The following is a 20,050-nucleotide window of genomic DNA, read 5'->3' as shown; positions in this document are numbered from 1 at the left end:
ATTGTATATTTGTTTGTCATAAAAAGGACTTTTGTCGTAAATAGACTAAACTGAGTATATACCTGACGAATAAACTATAGCTTCATCCGCCGCTTGTTTAGTTTATTGGGTATAGCATAAAAATCATAAAACGTAAGGAAAGTGCTATGGAAAAAGCTTCGAACCTTGATAGTAAAATGTATGTGCTCGATACCAATGTATTACTCCACGAACCTCTCGCTTATTTATCTTTCCAAGAACATGATGTTGTTATCCCCATGACAGTATTAGAAGAGCTCGACCACATTAAAGATAGGAAACATGACGTTAGCCGTGACGCCCGTGTTGCTATTCGTGGTTTAGATGAAGTGCTAAAGGACGCTTCGCCAGAGCAAATGTTGCAGGGTGTCGCGCTCCCTAGTAACAAAGAGGCAAAATCAGAATCTCGTGGCCGCTTAATTATTGTTAATGACCATTTATTTGCAGACAGTATTTCGGGTTTACCTGGCAACGAAAACGACCATCGTATTATCAATTGCGCTGTACATCTGCAAAAACAGCACAGTGACAGCAAGGTGGTGCTTGTCACTAAAGACATCAATATGCGCCTTAAAGCGAAAGGGGCAGGGCTTAAATTTGTTGAAGACTACAGAACAGACCAATTAATTGACGACATAGCGTTGCTTACAAGCGGCTATAAAAAAATTGAAGGTGATTTTTGGCAACAGGTTGGAGAATGTGAAACAGAGCAGCAAGGCCGAGATACCTATCATCATGTTGCAAAAAGCACGATTAGCGATGTGTTCTGCAATGAATATATTTTAGATGAAAGTGACCACTTTGCGGCTCGAGTAACAAGCTACGATGATAAACAAATTACTTTAAAAGATATCAGTGTTGAGCGCTTGATGAGTCATACCGCGTGGGGCGTTAAGCCAAAAAATGTCTATCAAGGTATGGCACTTGATGCGCTACTTGACCCAAGTATTGAATTGGTAATTTTAACTGGCCCCGCTGGCTGTGGTAAAACCTTACTTGCTCTTGCTAGTGCCCTCGAAATGATTATTGAAAAAGGCATTTACGATAAAGTGATTGTTACGCGTAATACCCCAGAGATTGCTGAATCAATTGGCTTTTTACCTGGCACTGAAGAAGAGAAAATGGCGCCGTGGTTAGCTGCCATTACCGATACGTTAGAAGTGCTGCATAAAGGGGACGAAAATCCAATTTCGAGCCGTAATTACATTATGGAAAAAGCCAATGTACAGTTTAAATCGGTAAACTTTATGCGTGGTCGTAGTATTCAAAATGCGGTTGTCATTTTACAACCCCGAATTGGGGGTATTTTAAAGTTTTTACCCCCTTGTTTTTATTGGCCTGTAGAAAAAGTAAAAAGAATTTCCAAAAAAATTGATTACCTTAGCTACTCTGAGCAGTCTCTCAACAATAAACCTTTACTCAAAATTTGTAATTTACAAGAAAAGTACAACACAAAGCCTAGCAACGATTCAATCTTTTGGGAGGCTGCGTAATGAAAAGCTCTATTGATAATCGAAATCCTCGTGTACTAGACACATCTGCATTAGTACATGATCCAAAATCTATTTTTAGCTACAAAGATGATATTTACATCTGTCTAACTGTCCTTGAAGAGCTTGATAACCTGAAAGAAAGAACTAATAAATCGGTAAGTGCCGATGCCCGTATGTGCATTAGAATGCTTGAAGACATTATAAATGGACATACAGCCGAGGAAATGGAAATAGGTATTCCTTTACCATCTACCGAAACAGCCCAGAGAGGAAAGCTTTTCATTGGAATTGACACTCAATTGGATCTGGCTAAGGAGTTAAAGCACGGGATAGGAAGTGATGCTGATAACAGAATAATTAATTATGCTTTATATCTTCAAAAAGAACTCAATAAAGACGTAACAATTGTTAGCCGTGATATTAATATGCGATTGAAAGCTCGAACAGTTGGGGTTAGGGCTGAGGACGTTGCCGTAGATAATCAAATATCAGATATTGATCTTTTATACACAGGAGTACAGGCTTTTGAAGGCGATCTTTTTGATCGAATTGAATCAGATAAAGATTTCAAAGTCTCAGGAGAGGTTTATACATTCCCAATAAGCTTGTTCAACGATGAAGTTCAGCCAAACATGTATTGGTACGATGAAGCCGGACACATTGGCCGGATTTCAGAAGTAACAGATACTGAGGTATACACAAAATTATTGCCGCGTAAGCAAGAAAAGATATGGGGCATATTGCCTAAAAACCAGCGTCAGGCGGTAGCTTTAAGCCAATTAACAGACACTTACTATGATTTAAATATCATCCTTGGTCCTGCTGGCTCCGGAAAAACTTTTTTGGCAGTTGCTTCGGCGCTGCATCAAGTATTGGAGTTGAAAAAGTACAAAAAAATCGTTGTGGTGCGCTCCAGAGACTTTATGGACGACGATCCGGGATTCTTACCGGGGGATTTAACTGAAAAATCAATGCCTCTTCTGGCAGGTATTACTGACGCATTAATTTCGATGCACTCGGATGATAATCATGAAGGAAATATTCACGCTACAGTTGAACATGTGATCGAAAGAGCTAATATAGAATTTACCAGTATGGCTTATTTTCGTGGCCGTTCAATAGACGATGCTGTTTTAATAATTGATGAAGCACAAAATATGACCCGTGCTCAAATTAAAGGAATGCTTAGTCGCGGTGGCAAAAATTGTCGGACAATCGTATTGGGCAACCTAGCCCAGATTGACGATAAGTTTGTAACACCTGCTTCTTCTGGTGCAAGTGCGGCTGTTAATGTGTTTCGTCATTATGAAAAAGGATCAGTGCTGATTTTTGATGAAGTAGAGCGTAGTAGCTTGGCTGAATTCACTGAAAAGAATATGTAGGCATCAAACTACCATTCACATTTCCTTATAATATTGCGACAATGGCCACTGCTTTTTGCAGTGGCTTTTCAGAGAAGCCCGTTCCCACGAAAACAGGACGAAATGGATTTACTCTGAACTAAAAGATTAAATATTCACATAAAAACTGAGTGACATAGGTGCGTGGCCTAGCGTTGCCGTTTTTTGGTGTATTGATGTCTTTTAAAAAAGAAGACCTGCTAGTAAATATAAAAAGGCAGGCAAAACGATTATCTAAATTATTAACTATTCCCCTTGGACAAGCCCAAGAAGGGGCAGCTATTTGTCTATATGGCTGTGACAGTTACAGCGATTTACTAGTAAAAATAAAAGCTGAATCCTTTGACAACCCATTGATAGCACTGTCTGCACTCTCACCAAACTCGGAAATATTTTTAGTAAAAATATTAGCTAGCCACCTAGATAGCATTATTGGAAATTTTGAAAAAAAATTTCCCGGCTCCAATATAAATGAAGAGATGGTCGTATCCTTGTTTGGGCTTAGCTTTTCAGAGTTCAAACTCAAAATATCTACCTAAAGTTGTACAAATACGTAAGTTGTCATTTTGTTTTTTGGCGATATTATAATAAGAAGGCTGAACGGACAGCCTACGCCTACACATGTTTTTCGCCTTGAAAAACGTGAACAGTGAAGCGGAGCATCCGTAAAAATTTGGTTATTTGAACAATAAATAAAGCAATGTGTTGGTAGGCCATTGTTTATTAGAAAGTTGTTTGGAGAACTAAATGATCTCACTTTATCAATTAAAGAATAAACTCAATAAACAAGCAAAAGAGTTTGCTGAGTTATTAGAGTTTCCTGATCTTTACGCCCAAGGCCTGTGGGCTAGAGGTGTTTATAACTGCCCTCATTTTTCTGATACCCATAATAGCCTCACTGAAGCATTTGAACAGAAAAAACTGGATTCAATTCTAAAGCACGATTCCCTGAAATACTTAATGATCAATGAATACGATGATCAAGAAATTATTGAATCGCTTCATAAAGAAATTGAGTCAATGGCAAACCGTATTGAAAGCCTGATGCTGGTAGATATCGAAACATTAGAGTTAGTTTCAGTGATATACCAAGTATTAGGGTTGCCAGAAGATGCCAAGTTTATTGTAAACACTGGTGCTGACTTTAGGCTGGAGTGGCGACCATATTTCGATGCTTTTGATGATCCGTTGATAGTTCAATATGCAGATTTAAAAGTTCATGGTTGTTATTTCAGGCTCATAGCTTCAAAGTTTCCGGTTGAAAAGCTTTCCTTGAATGACATTAAAAAATACATGTACATCAATCATGTAAACCATGATAGTGAGTTCGAAGGCTGTATTTCTGAAGGAAATACATTTTCTAAGCATGAGCACTGGCTGGTGTTGACACTTGAATTATTCCGTAGCGGCAAAGTAAATAAGGCTCAGTTCAATCCAACAACCTTCAAAATCGAAGGTATGCGCTATTTGGTATATGGCTTCCCACTGATTCCTTCCTTTGTATCTGATTGGCACAAACCTGATTTATGTCTACAGGTTAAAAATCTAGATGGTGATCAAAAGTTCATTGTTCGTATCGATCAGCAAGCTCTTGTTTTCCATGCACGACGTGTCGATACCAATTTTTTTAACACCATCGATTATGAAAAATATATTTCGTTGTATCAGTCTAGCGTTCTGTCACATTTTGATGCTGACAACAATTTACTAAAAGTTAATGGAGTTAAGTACCTTAGTTTTTTCCGCCCGTTTTGCCTAGAAGATAAGAAGGAAGCACAAGCATGAGACCAAGAGTAAAACTAACTAACGCAACACTTATCTCAATTAAATCTGACTTAGAAGATAAGGTTGAACAGGTGCTTTACGCTACTTTTGCTGAGGATAGTAAGAACGGTAAAAAAGGTGAGGCTTTGTTTTCCACGAAAGTCATGGAAGTAAACGGTCTTGAATATAGAACTTTTGGTGCTGACTTTTATATCTTAGATGCAGAACCCCAAAAGTTTGATGTAGATGTATTTGAGTTCAATTTAATGCATGAGTGTATGTACTCTCCAAATGAGCTATTAGAGTTGCGAGAAATGCTCCCTGCTGGCTATTAGTAGGGAGTAACAAATGGACAAAACATATTTAAAGGATGCTTACATACTCTCGGTCTATGACTATAAAGACTTTGAAAAATCATTTCTTGGGGAGTTTTTGTCAGGGGTTGTTATTGACGATGAAACATTCAGATTTCGGCCATTTCAGCAAATCGTGACTTCAAAGATTGTTAGCAAATCTGCTGATGAGGATAAGTTAGAAATATACACACATAGTGAGAGTTGTTATGTGATTGATGCTGACCATAAGTTAATTGATATTTCGTTTGTTGAGCTGGTTGTTATGAGAGCAGGAGCTTATTCGGCAGATCGAGTTTTAGAAATGAGAGAGCAACTTAAGTCTCAAAATAAAAGCCATTGAATAGCGAAGATAAGAAGTCTGATGAGATTATTATTTGTACACTAATTCATATTATTTGTCACTTACCTCTTTGAAAAAATTGACGTTAGTCAAATATTCATAAATGTTTACATGACATCAATTTACTTATTCGAAAATTTGTATTAGCATAGACCATGTATATTTTTATGAGAATTTTATGTCTAAAGCATTTTCAAAAGTCTTAGTAATAACGCTTATGCTGGTTGCCTTTGTAGGGCAAGCATTTGCGTATTCTGCTATGCCTTGCGAAATGTCATCAGGTTCTCACGAATCACACATGAACATGAACATGGATCATGGTGATATGAATAAAAGCAGTAATGGTCAATCAGAAGATTGTTGTGACGTTGAATGTATTTGTCCTGCAAATGCTTGCTCATCTACGACAGTCCTAAATTCCAGTGTTGACTCGACAGATATTCAAATATTGAGTGAATCTGTAGCTGCTATGCAATCTAAACAACCTCATTCAATTTCCACTTCCCTTTATCGTCCACCAATTTTTGCCTAATACAGGATTAGTGCGTCCAAATTTCGCACACATGTAATTAATTTTTCTGTTAGTCAATATAGCGTCGTAGCGCTATAGCTATTTTCCAGCGACGTCTGGGGGCAAAAATGATCAATAAGTATTTAAAAATAGCAGTTGTAATGCTGCTTTCACCTGCGTTTGCAAACGCTAATGAACATAAGCATGCACACAATAACGACGTAACACCTTTGGAGTTAATCGTTTATAAAACCCCAACTTGTGGGTGTTGTAAAAAATGGATAACTCATATTGAAGACAAAGGGATCGTTGCGCATTCCAAAGATTTCCGAAACATCGGCAACATCAAAACTAAGTATGGTATCAAACCTAATTACCGTTCATGCCACACGGCAGTGAGTAGAAATGGGTTTGCCTTTGAAGGTCATGTACCGGCTAAGTTTATTCAGCAGTTCTTGTCAGAAGAGCACCCCAATGCGATTGGATTATCTGTCCCAGCAATGCCTGTTGGCTCTCCGGGTATGGAAGTCGGCGACCGCTTTATGTCATATAACGTATTAATTTTATTTAAAGATGGAACGAGTAAAGTATATGCAGAAGTTAAGGCTTATGAGGAGCAATTCTAATGAGATTAAATGTTTCAAGCCTTACTCTACTTTCAACTTCGCTAATTCTCGGCTTGTCTGTATTCTCAGCTCAAGCTGAGAAAGTAGTGTCACTTGAACAAGCTATCACCTTGGCTCAGCAAAATGATCCTTGGCTTCATGGGAGTCGGTTAAAACAAAGCGCGGTTGAAAATAGAAGTATCGCTTCAGGTACTTTGCCTGACCCCAAAGTATCACTAGGGATAATGAATTTACCAACAGATACTTGGGACTTAGATCAGGAAGGAATGACTCAACTAAAGGTTGGTGTTTCTCAAATGTTTCCTAGAGGTGATAGTTTAAAGATTAAACAAGAGCAATTAAAAATTGAGTCAACGAAATTTCCACTGCTACGAGAGGATCGTAAGGCTAAACTGATAAGCCAAGTATCACAGTTATGGTTAGATGCTTACTTAGCCCAACAAACCATTAAATTGATTGAAGCGGATTGGGCGCTCTTTGAGCAGATGGCGGAAGTTACTAAAGCTAGCTACTCAAATGTTGTTGGTAAAACCAGACAACAAGATGTTATTCGTGCTCAATTGGAAATCGTGCAGTTAGATGACCGATTAACTTCGCAAAAGCAGAAACTAGAAACAACAATCGCTCGCCTTAATGAGTGGCTTCATATCTACGATGCTGCTGGCTTGAATGAATCATTCAACTTTGATACGCAACCATTAGAGTTTAGGGTTTCTAAAAAGTTGCCTACAATTCATTTGAACAATTCAACAGTCCTAAAAGCATCTAATTACTCAAGAAATCTATTGGCTCAGGCGCTTTCGAATCACCCAGCCATACTTGCAATTGATATAAAACGCAAAGCTTCAGAAAAAGCAGTTGAGTTAGCTAAACAGCAATATGAACCGCAATGGGGTGTTAATGCTAGTTATGCCTATCGGGACAATATGCCCTCTGGTGATAGCCGAGCTGATTTATTTTCTGTTGGAGTAACGTTTGATTTACCCTTGTTCACCGAGAACAGACAAGATAAGCAAGTTGCAGCTTCTATTGCAGATTCAGAGACTATTAAAACCGAGAAACTATTACTGACAAAGCAAATGATCAGTATGGTGGAAAAGGAGCTTAGACAGCTTAAGCGTTTATCTGATAGGCAATCTATCTATCAAGAACAACTCCTTAAACAAACTCATGACCAAGCAGAAGCGTCATTGACAGCTTACACAAATGATGATGGCGATTTTGCCGAAGTTGTTCGAGCAAGAATCGCAGAATTAAATGCCAGAATATCAGCCTTAAGAATTGATGTTGACGCACTTAAAACAGTTGCTCGTATCAACTATTTCTTTGCACGTTCTCAATCTAACTCAAATGCTGAACATAAGTCGATGCAAACTTCACACAAAACTAATCAGCACTTATCCAATCAGCAATTTGGAGAAAAATAATGTCAACGAATACTAAAACAATTATTGCCATCATCATTGGTGCTGCGCTAGGCGCAGGAGTATTGAGCTTATATCAAGGTGCAGGGTCAAACAGTAATACAGATGAAACAACATCAGCAGAGAAAAAGCCTCTGTATTGGGTTGCACCGATGGATTCTAATTACCGCCGGGACAAGCCCGGTAAGTCGCCTATGGGGATGGATTTAATTCCTGTGTATGAGGAAGAATCATCTGGTGATGATTTTGGTCCCGGAGCAGTAAAAATTGCGCCTCATGTAGTGAATAACCTAGGGGTTCGCACTGCACCTGTTGAGCTGAAAAATATGCATACTGAAATATCAACGGTTGGTTACGTTCAATATGATGAAGATAAGCTAATTCATATCCACCCACGTGTTGATGGTTGGATTGAAAAACTCTATGTCAAAGCGGCAGGTAACCCTGTAGAGAAAGGGCAGCCTCTTTATACACTGTATTCTCCTCAGTTAGTTAACGCGCAAGAAGAACTTTTAATAGCTTTAAAGCGCGACAATAGTTCCTTAATTTCGGCGGCGAAAGATCGCCTTAAAGCGTTACAGCTTTCAGCAGATTTCATTCAAAAGCTAGAAAAGACTAGAAAAGTTCAGCAAACCATCACCTTTTATTCACCACAAGCAGGTGTTGTTGACGGTTTGAAGATTAGAGAAGGCTTTTATGTCAAGCCGGGAAACACCTTATTAAGCATTGGTCAACTAGATCAAGTTTGGGTTGAAGCAGAAGTGTTTGAACGTGACGCAGCCTTAATTAAAGAAGGACTGCCTGTATCAATGACACTGGATTATTTACCCGGAGAGGACTGGGCTGGTGTCGTTGATTATGTTTATCCAACATTGAATAGTAAAACACGCACACTCAGAGTGAGACTGAAGTTTGACAACCCAGACTATCAATTAAAACCAAACATGTTTGCACAAGTCTCTATTCACGCTAATCAAGCTGATAGCACGATACTCGTACCTAAAGAAGCCGTCATTCGCACAGGTAAACAAGACAGAGTTGTACTTGCCTTGGGGGATGGGCAATTTAAGTCTATCGAAGTGACAATTGGCCGGGTTGATATCGATAGTATCGAAATCTTAGAGGGTCTTAATGAAGATGATGTTGTGGTGACATCTGCTCAATTCTTGATTGATTCTGAATCAAGTAAAAACTCTGATTTTAAACGAATGACTCATGACGAAGTGCCTAGCTCTGTTTGGATGGAAGGCGAAATCAACAGCGTCATGGCGGGACATCGTATGGTTAATATTACTCATGGTCCTGCTGAGGCTTGGGATTGGCCTGAAATGACAATGGACTTCGATGTAGGTGAAAAGGTAGATATTGATTCACTGAAGTCTGGTCAATCTTTGCACTTTGAAGTGAGCAAAACCGAAGAGGGTGGATATGAAGTTACTGGAATTCATATCATGAGTGAGCCTGCTGATATGAGTGAAGAAGTATCATCAGCAACAGTATCAGGTTTAATTAATGCGATTGATATTGATACACGGATTCTAAATATTAGCCGAGGCCCAATAGAGAAGTGGGATAGACCTGCTGCGACGATGGATTTTATCGTCGCGGACAATATAGAAATAGTTGATTTCAATGTTGGTGATAATGTCACTTTCACTTTTGAGGTTAGGGATGACTTAGTTATCACTGAAATCTCTCTTGAATCAGATGAACAACACGGCAAGGAAAATAAAGCTGCTGTTGATCATTCTAATCATTAAGTGGGAGAAAAATAATGATTGAATCAATTATTAGATGGTCTATCGGCAATCGTTTCTTTGTTTTGTTGATTACCTTAATTATCGCGTTTGGTGGTTTGTATTCATTACAAAAAACGCCAGTAGATGCACTCCCAGATCTTTCTGATGTGCAGGTGATAATTAAGACGAGTTATCCGGGACAGGCACCACAAGTTGTGCAGGATCAAGTGACATTTCCACTTACTACAGCGATGCTATCAGTGCCGGGGGCGCAAACTGTTCGTGGTTACTCATTCTTTGGTGATTCCTACGTCTACATTATTTTTGATGATGATACTGATTTGTATTGGGCTAGAAGCCGAGTACTTGAATACTTAAGCCAAGTAGCATCAAGCCTGCCTGATTCGGCAAAACCTCAATTAGGACCTGATGCAACAGGTGTGGGTTGGGTATACATTTACGCTTTAACAGATAAGTCTGGAAACCATGATCTAAGCCAATTAAGAAGCATTCAAGACTGGTTCTTAAAGTATGAACTACAAACTGTTCCGGGCGTGTCCGAAGTTGCCGCCGTTGGTGGTATGGTTAAGCAGTATCAAGTGCAAGTAGATCCTGACAAATTGAGAGCTTACGATATTCCTCTAAGTTTAATACAAATAGCCTTACAAAAAGGGAACAAAGAAACTGGCGCATCCGTTGTGGAAATGGCTGAAGCTGAATATATGGTTACCGCAACGGGGTATATTCAATCAGTTAGTGATATAGAGAAAATTCCACTTGGTATTAACGAACAAGGCACGCCGTTGCGTATTGGTGATGTTGCCAACGTTAACCTTGGTCCTCAAATGCGCCGTGGTATCGCAGAACTTAATGGCGAAGGCGAAGTTGTTGGTGGTGTTGTCGTTATGCGCTTTGGTGAAAACGCTCAACAAACCATAAATGGGGTAAAAGAAAAGCTTGAGTCGCTCAAATCTTCTTTACCAGAGGGGGTGGAGGTTGTCCCTGTCTATGACAGATCGAAGTTAATAGATCGTGCTGTTGATAACCTTTGGAGCAAGTTGCTAGAGGAGCTTGCGGTCGTGGCTATTGTCTGTGTTGCTTTCCTATTTCATCTTCGCTCATCAATTGTGGCAGTTGTTACTCTACCATTAGGTATATTGGTGTCATTCATCATCATGTATATGCAAGGCATCAATGCCAATATTATGTCTTTAGGCGGTATCGCTATTGCTATTGGTGCGATGACTGATGGTGCAATAGTGATGATTGAAAATATGCATAAACATATGGAGAAAACACCACTAACAGATGAAAACCGTTGGCAAATTGTAGCTAAGGCTGCGAGTGAGGTAGGCCCTGCATTATTTTTTAGCTTGCTGATCATAACTGTCTCATTCTTACCTGTGTTTATCTTAGAAGCGCAAGAAGGAAGAATGTTTTCACCGCTCGCCTATACAAAAACCTATGCAATGGCTGCATCAGCAGGCTTGGCAATAACATTGGTGCCTGTTTTGATGGGCTACTTTATTCGAGGCAAAGTCGTCTCTGAAAAGAAAAACCCATTAAATCGATTATTGATTGCTATCTACATGCCTGTTTTAAAGCAAGTCATGAAGTTTCCAAAATTGACAATAGTCGCAGCAGTATTAGTGACTATCGTTGGTTTTTGGCCTGTCGATAAAATTGGTAGTGAATTCATTCCGCCATTGGATGAAGGCGACCTTATGTATATGCCTACTACATATCCCGGCATTTCAATCGGTAAAGCAAGAGAGTTATTGCAGCAAACGGACAAGCTTATTCGCACTGTGCCAGAAGTTGAAAATGTATTCGGTAAAGTAGGACGAGCTGAAACCGCAACTGACCCTGCGCCTCTAACCATGATTGAAACCTTTATTCAATTGAAGCCACGGGAGGAGTGGCGAGAAGGCGTGACAACTGAGTCGTTAAAAGCTGAGTTTGATAAGTTGGTTAAATTTCCGGGCTTAACCAATGCTTGGGTCATGCCAATCAAGACCCGCATTGACATGTTAGCTACAGGTATAAAAACGCCTGTCGGTATTAAAGTCGCCGGACCAGAACTTGATGTAATTCAGGATATCGGCCAACAAATAGAACAACTCTTGCCAGAAGTGACAGGCACAGCGTCAGTTTACTCTGAACGAGTTGCAGGTGGACGATATATCAAGGTTGATATTTCACGAGATAAATCAAGTCGCTTTGGGTTAAATATCGAAGATGTCCAACAAGTAGTTTCTACTGCGATTGGCGGTATGAATGTGACACAAACGATAGAAGGTCAAGAGCGTTACCCTGTTAATCTGCGCTATCCGCAAGATTATCGAGATTCTCCTGAGCAGCTAGCACGATTACCTGTTGTAACACCAAGTGGTCAACGCATTGCACTAGGTGATGTTGCTGATATTCGAGTAGAGAATGGCCCACCGGGTATTAAAAGTGAGAATGCCAGAATCAATGGTTGGACTTTCATTGATATTGATAGCGTTGATGTAGGTACTTATGTTGAAAATGCTAAAGAACACTTAGCAAATAACCTGACATTACCAGCAGGCTATTCAATTACTTGGGCTGGACAATACGAATATATGGAAAGAGCGAAAGAAAAGCTCACCTATGTATTGCCTTTAACACTCGCCATTATTGTTATTCTGCTTTACCTGAATTTCAGAGCGTTTAGTGAAGTGGCTATCATTATCGTTACCTTGCCGATGGCAATGATCGGTGGGTTATGGTTGATGTATCTAGAAGGGTTTAATTTCTCAGTAGCTGTTGGTGTGGGCTTTATCGCTCTAGCTGGTGTTGCGGTTGAGATTGGCGTGATAATGCTGGTTTATCTTAATCAAGCACTTGCTGAGCTTAAGGAAAAAGCGGTGGAGCGAGCAGAACTCATCTCAGATGATGCATATCAAGATGCATTATTGCACGGTGCTGGCTTACGAGTTCGTCCAGTAATGATGACGGTAGCTACAATCATTATAGGTTTAATGCCTATTTTATATGGTACTGGTACAGGTTCTGAGGTCATGAGCCGCATTGCTGCTCCTATGGTAGGCGGAATGACAAGTGCTGTGCTGCTCACGCTTATTGTACTCCCTGCAATTTACTCAATCATTAAAAAGCCTGAAGTAAATGCCTTTAACAAAGAGCTTTCTAACGTGGAGCCTGAGAATAATGCTTAGCACGGCTAGAAAATATCACAAATGGCTAATGGCATTTGTCGGAATACAATTCCTCTTCTGGTCTATTACAGGCGTGTATATGGTGACTATGGATATTCACTATATACACGGCGAAACCTTGGCTAAGAGTGAGGAAGCCAAAATAGATTTAGCAAGTATGGATTACTCCATTGTAAAGCTAGCTGCGGATTATCCTAAAGCTAGCCAAGTTACACTTACTCAAAGTATGGGCCGTCCTTTGTATTCTTTTATTAATGGAGAAAATGGAAAAGTAGCAATAGATGCTAAAACTGGAGCTGTTCAGGCCCTTGTAGATGAAACCAAGGCTAAAGAAATCGCACAATACCATTATGCGCTGAATCATCAAATCGACAGCATAAGGTTGATTAAGTCAGCGACAAACTTGCCTGCTGAGTTGTCCCCAAGGCATTTACCTGTTTGGAGAGTGACGTTTGAGCAATTCTCCACACCGACATTTTATATAAGTCAACAAACAGGATCACTTGTTGCCAAGCGTCATGATTACTGGCGATTGTTTGATTGGATGTGGCGGTTCCACATTATGGATTACTATGATGGAGAAAACGTATCAAACTGGTTTTTGTTCTTGGTCGCAACTCTAGGTCTAATGGGAGCAATTACTGGCGCAGTATTGACTTATTACCGAGTGCTTTCCCCAAATAAAAAGAGAGTCATTTGATGCGACTATTTAAGTTAAATACAACGATACACAAGTGGCTTTCTTTATTTGTTGGTTTACAACTGCTTATTTGGTTGGGAACGGGCCTTTACTTCAATTTGATGGATCACAGTAAAGCCAGTGGTAATGAACTTAGAGTTCATTCTCATCATGAAGGTAGCATTACAGGCTTTGACCTATTCCCTATTAAAGACATTACTAGTAATGCTCCGCAGGAAGTAAACCTTATATGGGTTTTACATCAGCCTTACTATCATTTTGTGTTCGATAAGGGGCAGCATAGCTATCAAGAGCGCCACTCAAAGCTATTTGATGCTGTAACAGGAAAGCCATTTAATTTGTCTGAAGAACAAGTACTAACTTTGGCAAAAAACTCCTACTCAGGACAGGGTAAGTTAACTACTCCAGTGTTATCTCAACCTCCGTTTTCTGATCACGTAAGGCAGCAAAATCCTATGTGGCAAGTTGCCGTTGAGGATGAGAACAATACAACTATTTATTTAGATAGTATTACAGGTCAAGTACTTCGCCATGCCAATGATGATTTCAGATTGAAAGATCTGATGATGAAGCTTCACTTTATGGACTATGGCAATTCTGGAGGATTTAACCATTGGTTGATCATTGCATTTGCTTTTGCAACGCTATTCCTTTCAATTACTGGTGTTACTTGGCTGATACAACAGTATCGAAGTGGTTTACTGAAGCTAGGTTGGGGCACTAACAGGCAAAAAGTGGCAGTGACGTTTTCCAATGAAAATACTATTACTGACATCTCAGCAGTTGGTCGCTCAACTGTATTAGAAGGGCTAGCTAGTTCACATGTATACCTTCCTTCAGGTTGCGGTGGTGGCGGTACTTGTGGCAAATGCGTGTTCTTAAGTTCAACTAAATTACCTATCACACTATCTGAACAGGAACATTTATCTCAGGAGCAACTTAAGGAAGGTTATCGGCTTGGATGTCAGCATAGGTTTTCTGAAATTAGTTCGATTGAAGTTAATACTGATCGCAATATTGAAAATCATGAGCTAGTTGTGGTTGCGACTAATTTCATTACTCCTTTTATCAAGGAAGTGAAATTTAAGCTGAAATCAGGCAAACAGTTGGCATTTAAAGCTGGTGCATATATGCAATTTGATGTGCCAGCAGGGATGAATAGCTTACGTCCAGATGATATGCCAGAGTGCTATGAAAAATACTGGGATAGCTACTATCATGGAAAATTTTCTCATAACGGTGTAACTCGCCACTACTCATTAGTTAACTTTGACGAGGAGTCTGATGAGTTAATGTTTAATATCCGTTGGCAGACCGCAAAGAATGGTTTTAAAGCAGGAATAGGTTCAAGTTATTTAGGTTCACTCCAAGTAGGTGAAACGATAACTGCAAGAGGCCCTTTTTCTGATTTTTATGCCACTTCAAATAAAAAAGTTAGTCGCGTGTTTATAGGTGCGGGTTCAGGACTTGCACCACTGAGGTCTATTATTTTTGAACAGTTGAAAAAGCATAAAGATAAAAGTGGTTTGACTCTTATCTATGGTGCGCGAACTGAAGATGACTTGCTATACCATAATGAATTGAAGTCACTGAGTGAGAAGCATAAAAACTTCTCTTATATTCCTACTCTTTCTAATCCTTCAGAAGAATGGCAAGGGCACTCAGGCTATGTTCAAAAAGTACTTCTGCCGTATATGAACCAAAAATCAGAACTACATTTGGCTGAGTTTTACTTATGCGGTCCAGAAGCAATGATGAGTGAAGTGGAAAAAATAATTATAGATGCTGGGATTCCAAGTAATCAAATTTTCAAAGATAAATTTAGTCGTTAATCCATTAAATAAATAGAGGTATATATGAAAACATTAATTAAACTTTTAACCATAATCAGTGTTGTTTTTAGTAGTGCAGTATTTGCACATGTGCATCTTGAAAAAAGCGTGCCTGCTGATAATGCAATGCTAATGAATACTCCAGAAAAATTGACATTGGGATTTAGCAAAGAGGTACGTGTAGTTAAAGTTACGTTGAAAAATAAAAAAGGTGAAAATATTAAATTTGACTTTAAACCATCAAAAGAAGCTTCCAGAGAGTTTTCATGGGAACTACCTAAATTAGCTCCAACAAACTATATCGTTGATGTGACCTATTTAGGTAAAGATGGACATAAAATGAAAGATAGCTTCGGCTTTATGGTTCATTAGTAAGGCTGTGTGATTGATATGGAAATGTATATCTGGAATACAGTCATTGTACTGTCAAAAATTGTATTTTACGTCGGCTTTGCCTGTATTGCCGGCTATACATTTTTCAGACAAATTTTTGAGCATAATGAATCTCATAGTAATGCTGTAATAGCGAATTTAACGTGGACAAGAACTTATATAGTTATGGCTTTGATCGCTAATATTACTTGGTTCTTTGCCAGTACTGGTGCAATGGCAGAAGAGGGAATTCAGGGGGCGATAGACGCTGATATATTGGCTATTATGTGGGACTCCTCTGTCGGCACTGGAGCTTTGCTTCGAGCGCTTGGGCTAGTTACCGCAATAATCGCTTTAGCTTTAAGGTTCAAATTCGCTGTGAACTCGTACTTAAAACAAAGCGCTTTAATGTTGAGTTTATTAATCCTTGCATACTCATTCACGTTACTGGGTCATATTTCTGAGTTAGGCACAATTGAAAAAGGCTTGCTTATTTTGCATGTGCTCGTTATGGCATGGTGGTTTGGGGCGTTATTGCCACTAAAACAGGCTTGCCATCAGCTAAGTTATGCAGAACTTCATTTGCTGATGGAAAGCTTTGGCAAACAAGCAAGTTTTACATTGAGCCTATTGTTGGTAGCAGGCCTCTGGCTCGTGATTCAATTGGTCGGAAGTCTTGATGCACTAATAAGCTCAAGTTACGGACAAACACTGTTGTTTAAATTGGCTCTTGTAGTGTCTATTTTGGCACTTGCTGCTAAACATAAACTAATACTCGTTCCACAACTTAAAAATAGTCAAGGCAGAGAGGCTTTATCTAAATCTATCTCGATAGAAATGGTAGTAGCTTTTGCCATTTTATCTGTAACGGCTGGGCTTACTAGTGTTGTTGGCCCTGCAAATTAAAACCTAAAAGAGAGAATGAAAATGAAAACAATAAATATATTACTCGTTTTATTAATGACGTTTAGTTTCGCAACAAACGCTCATGGTGATAAGAACAAAGACAAAGGTTTGTTTAAAGGTATAGATACCCCTGCCGCAAAAGTTGTTTTGGCATTTCATCAAGCACTTGAAACTGGCAATCAAAAACAGGCTAGAGCGCAGTTAGCGGATGATGTCACCATTTTCGAGGGAGGCCGCGTTGAAAGGAGCGCTGATGAATATGCTCATCATCATATGTTGTCGGATATGAAGTATTTAGCAGCGATGAAGAGCGACACACTTGAACATCAAGTGACGATACTTGGAAATACCGCTATCTCTGCGTCGCGCAGTCAAACTACAGGTACTCATAAAGGTGTTGAACGCGATTATCAAGGCATGGAAACGATGGTGCTGGAAAAACAAAATGGTGAATGGAAGATTAAGCACATTCATTGGTCACATTAATTTATTGGTCAAACAACGGAGAGTAAAATGAGAAACAACAATCCATTACATCAAGTTTCTACGCCACGTAGACGCTTTGTACAAGGATTAGCTGCTGGCGGTGTATTAGCTGCTTTTCCAAGTGTTCTTCATGCAGCTTCATCTTTGATTGCTGGAACTTCAACAGGTACTGCGCCCGAACTAAGTGGAGAAGTAATAGATTTAGTGATAGATGAGTCACCCGTAAACTTCACAGGTGTTGTAAGAATGGCTACAACAATCAATGGCTCAATACCAGCTCCTACCTTGCGCCTCAGAGAAGGTGATGACGTTACTATCAGGGTAACTAATAAATTATCAGTGCCGAGTTCAATTCATTGGCATGGGATCATTCTTCCGTATCAAATGGATGGCGTACCGGGTATTAGCTTTAAAGGTATAATGCCGGGTGAAACCTTTGTTTATAAATTTAAGCTGCAACAAAGCGGCACATATTGGTATCACTCACACAGTGGCTTTCAAGAAATGACAGGTATGTACGGCGCATTAATTATTGAGCCAAGAGAAAAGGATATTATTAGTGCTGACAATGAGCATGTCATTCAATTGTCTGATTGGACTGATGATGACCCAATGGATTTGTTTCGCAAGTTAAAAGTACAGAGCGATGTATTTAACTTTAATCAACCTACTGTTCCAGAGTTTTTTGATGACATTTCAAATAGCAGCGTTTCAAATGCGCTACAACGCCGGGAAATGTGGAATAAAATGAGAATGAACCCTACAGATCTTGCAGACTTATCAGCATCTGCAATGACTTTTTTAATGAATGGTTGTGCGCCTTTGACAAATTGGCGTGGAATGTTTAAAGCTGGCGAAAAGGTTAGGCTTAGATTTATTAACGGTTCTAGCAATACGTTTTTTGATGTAAGAATACCTGAGCTGAAGTTAACAGTTGTACAAGCTGATGGACAAAATGTTGAACCTGTGACAGTAGATGAATTTAGATTTGGTCCCGGTGAAACTTATGATGTACTTGTCGAGCCAAAAAATGATGCATATACGATTTTTGCACAAAGCATGGATCGCTCAGGTTATGCTAAAGGTACTTTATCAATGGCACCTAACGTTGATGCACCAGTACCTTCTTTAGACCCCGTTGAGTGGTTAACGATGACAGATATGATGGGCAATATGACCCATGATAGTGTGCATTCTACAATGGCTGATACGGCAGGTATGTCGGGCATGAATTCTAATAAAATGGATCATAGTGCAATGGGTCATGGAGCGATGGCAATGGATCATAGTAAACATGGAATGACTAAAAACCCATTAGCTGTTGCTAGCACTAAAGTGCGTCATGCAAAAACAGAGTATGGAGCTTCTGTTGATATGCGTGTTGATATGCCTAGAACAAACCTTGATGATCCCGGTATAGGTTTACGTAAAAATGGACGCCGTGTTTTAACACTTGCAGATTTACATTCTCTTGAGGGAATTACAAACCAGCAAGAGCCAGAGGCTGAAATTGAATTACATTTAACTGGAAACATGGAGCGTTATAGCTGGTCATTTGATGGTTTGGAATTTGGAAAAAGCACGCCAGTTCACATGAAGCATAATCAACGTTTAAGAGTTATTTTACAAAACGATACAATGATGACACATCCAATGCACCTGCATGGTATGTGGAGCGATTTGGAGAATGAAAAAGGTGATGTACAGGTTCGTCGCCATACTATCCCTGTACAACCAGCGCAAAGAATTAGTTTTTTAACAACACCTCATGACGTAGGTCGCTGGGCATGGCATTGCCATTTATTATTCCACATGGATGCAGGTATGTTTAGAGAGGTAGTTGTATCATGAGAAAATTAATACTAACCAATACGTTAAAACTATTATTAATAGGTTTGCCCCTTATAAGTGTATCTGTATCTGCAAAAGATGAGATGACTGAGATGGGTGATTCTAAAATGCAAGCACAAGGTGGAGATGCACCTAAAGATGCTAGAGACCCTCATGCTTATGCCGCAGGTACAACATTGACTGAAGGTCCTTATGCACTCAATAGCGACAAACGACTGACTTTGGCAGATGAGCATTCATTTTACGCGCTACTAGGGGATCGTCTTGAATATAATGAGCAAACAAACGCAGGTGTTTTTGACTTTCAGGCATGGTATGGCACTACTTTTGATAGATTAGTCATCAAAACTGAGGGAGATTTTAGCGAAGGTAATTTAGAGGAGAACCAAACAGATTTTCTATGGGGCCACGCAATATCTGCTTATTGGGATACACAAGTCGGTATTCGACTTGATTACAATAACGAAGGTGAAAACCGCAAATGGCTAGCTTTTGGTTTACAAGGTCTAGCCCCCTACTGGTTTGAAATTGATATGACTGCGTATTTAGGAGAGCAAGGTAATAGTGCATTTTCGATCGAAGCTGAGTATGAGCTATTACTTACTCAAAAGTTAATTGTTCAACCACGAGCAGAGTTGACGCTTTACGGTAAGGATGACGTCCAAAATAACCTTGGTAGTGGCTTATCTAGCAGTGCTATTGGTTTTCGGGTTCGTTATGAGTTTACCCGCCAGTTTGCTCCCTATGTTGGCGTTGAGTGGACAAATAAATTTGGTAATACAGCCGACTTTGCGAAGTTAAATGGGCAAAGTACGCGTGATACTGCTTTTGTTGCAGGTATCAAGTTCTGGCTCTGATGTGAAGAAATACTATATTGACTTGATGAGAGCTACCGCAACTATATTGATGGTAGCTTTCGTTTTTTGGGATTTAAACCATTTTAGTTATGTTAGAAAAGGCCTAGCTAATAGTTTTTTTGGAAAGAACTAAGAGCAGTAATAGTAAGCTACTTCTTGTTTTCAGTCGGTGCCA

18 protein-coding genes are annotated in these 20,050 nt (G+C 39.5%); all 18 read left to right on the top strand.

Annotated features, from left to right (window positions below; translation table 11 throughout):
• Nucleotides 1-146 precede the first annotated feature (146 nt).
• The 18 genes from CWB80_RS08360 (at nt 147) to CWB80_RS08275 (ending at nt 19,875) form a co-directional block, all read left to right on the top strand.
• Nucleotides 147-1,511: a PhoH family protein gene (locus tag CWB80_RS08360; RefSeq protein ID WP_138598871.1), complete on the top strand. Its 1,365-nt coding sequence runs from the start codon at nt 147-149 to the stop codon at nt 1,509-1,511.
• Nucleotides 1,511-2,893, top strand: a complete 1,383-nt coding sequence (locus CWB80_RS08355) for a PhoH family protein (protein WP_016708262.1) — start codon at nt 1,511-1,513, stop codon at nt 2,891-2,893. The genes CWB80_RS08360 and CWB80_RS08355 overlap by 1 nt, the downstream gene beginning before the upstream one ends.
• A 194-nt stretch (nt 2,894-3,087) precedes the next feature.
• On the top strand, nt 3,088-3,450 hold the full coding sequence (locus CWB80_RS08350; protein ID WP_016708261.1) for a hypothetical protein: 363 nt from the start codon (nt 3,088-3,090) through the stop codon (nt 3,448-3,450).
• 208 nt (nt 3,451-3,658) lie between these two features.
• Nucleotides 3,659-4,696 (top strand): hypothetical protein, encoded by a 1,038-nt coding sequence (locus CWB80_RS08345; protein ID WP_045979611.1) that lies wholly within the window; start codon nt 3,659-3,661, stop codon nt 4,694-4,696.
• A complete protein-coding gene (locus CWB80_RS08340; protein WP_045979610.1) occupies nt 4,693-5,010 on the top strand; it encodes a hypothetical protein in 318 nt (105 codons plus the stop codon). The genes CWB80_RS08345 and CWB80_RS08340 overlap by 4 nt, the downstream gene beginning before the upstream one ends.
• A gap of 13 nt (nt 5,011-5,023) precedes the next feature.
• Nucleotides 5,024-5,371, top strand: coding sequence for a hypothetical protein (locus CWB80_RS08335; protein ID WP_138598872.1), 348 nt, complete (start codon nt 5,024-5,026; stop codon nt 5,369-5,371).
• Between the two features lie 178 nt (nt 5,372-5,549).
• A complete protein-coding gene (locus CWB80_RS08330) occupies nt 5,550-5,903 on the top strand; it encodes a hypothetical protein (RefSeq protein ID WP_138598873.1) in 354 nt (117 codons plus the stop codon).
• A gap of 107 nt (nt 5,904-6,010) precedes the next feature.
• On the top strand, nt 6,011-6,508 hold the full coding sequence (locus CWB80_RS08325; protein WP_016708256.1) for a DUF411 domain-containing protein: 498 nt from the start codon (nt 6,011-6,013) through the stop codon (nt 6,506-6,508).
• Nucleotides 6,508-7,935, top strand: a complete 1,428-nt coding sequence (locus CWB80_RS08320) for a TolC family protein (RefSeq protein WP_138598874.1) — start codon at nt 6,508-6,510, stop codon at nt 7,933-7,935. Before CWB80_RS08325 ends, CWB80_RS08320 begins: the two co-directional genes overlap by 1 nt.
• Nucleotides 7,935-9,692 carry an efflux RND transporter periplasmic adaptor subunit gene (locus tag CWB80_RS08315; protein ID WP_055022008.1) on the top strand — a complete coding sequence of 586 codons (1,758 nt, stop codon included), beginning with the start codon at nt 7,935-7,937 and terminating at the stop codon, nt 9,690-9,692. The genes CWB80_RS08320 and CWB80_RS08315 overlap by 1 nt, the downstream gene beginning before the upstream one ends.
• Before the next feature lie 14 nt (nt 9,693-9,706).
• Nucleotides 9,707-12,871: an efflux RND transporter permease subunit gene (locus tag CWB80_RS08310; RefSeq protein ID WP_055022009.1), complete on the top strand. Its 3,165-nt coding sequence runs from the start codon at nt 9,707-9,709 to the stop codon at nt 12,869-12,871.
• Nucleotides 12,872-12,950: 79 nt separating this feature from the next.
• Nucleotides 12,951-13,571, top strand: coding sequence for a PepSY domain-containing protein (locus tag CWB80_RS08305; RefSeq protein WP_235419340.1), 621 nt, complete (start codon nt 12,951-12,953; stop codon nt 13,569-13,571).
• Nucleotides 13,571-15,403, top strand: coding sequence for a 2Fe-2S iron-sulfur cluster-binding protein (locus CWB80_RS08300; protein ID WP_016708252.1), 1,833 nt, complete (start codon nt 13,571-13,573; stop codon nt 15,401-15,403). The genes CWB80_RS08305 and CWB80_RS08300 overlap by 1 nt, the downstream gene beginning before the upstream one ends.
• A gap of 24 nt (nt 15,404-15,427) precedes the next feature.
• A complete protein-coding gene (locus tag CWB80_RS08295; protein WP_016708251.1) occupies nt 15,428-15,775 on the top strand; it encodes a copper resistance CopC family protein in 348 nt (115 codons plus the stop codon).
• Nucleotides 15,776-15,793: 18 nt separating this feature from the next.
• The gene (locus CWB80_RS08290) at nt 15,794-16,681 is read left to right on the top strand and encodes a CopD family protein (protein WP_016708249.1); all 888 of its coding nucleotides are present in this window, start codon (nt 15,794-15,796) and stop codon (nt 16,679-16,681) included.
• Nucleotides 16,682-16,696: 15 nt separating this feature from the next.
• Nucleotides 16,697-17,167, top strand: a complete 471-nt coding sequence (locus CWB80_RS08285) for a YybH family protein (RefSeq protein WP_016708248.1) — start codon at nt 16,697-16,699, stop codon at nt 17,165-17,167.
• Between the two features lie 27 nt (nt 17,168-17,194).
• The gene (locus tag CWB80_RS08280) at nt 17,195-19,018 is read left to right on the top strand and encodes a copper resistance system multicopper oxidase (RefSeq protein ID WP_016708247.1); all 1,824 of its coding nucleotides are present in this window, start codon (nt 17,195-17,197) and stop codon (nt 19,016-19,018) included.
• Nucleotides 19,015-19,875, top strand: a complete 861-nt coding sequence (locus CWB80_RS08275; RefSeq protein ID WP_016708246.1) for a copper resistance protein B — start codon at nt 19,015-19,017, stop codon at nt 19,873-19,875. The genes CWB80_RS08280 and CWB80_RS08275 overlap by 4 nt, the downstream gene beginning before the upstream one ends.
• Nucleotides 19,876-20,050 lie beyond the last annotated feature (175 nt).

It is taken from the genome of Pseudoalteromonas sp. S1650, from assembly GCF_005887195.1.
Lineage (GTDB): Bacteria > Pseudomonadota > Gammaproteobacteria > Enterobacterales > Alteromonadaceae > Pseudoalteromonas > Pseudoalteromonas simplex.
This window is presented reverse-complemented; position numbering and strand designations above follow the sequence as displayed.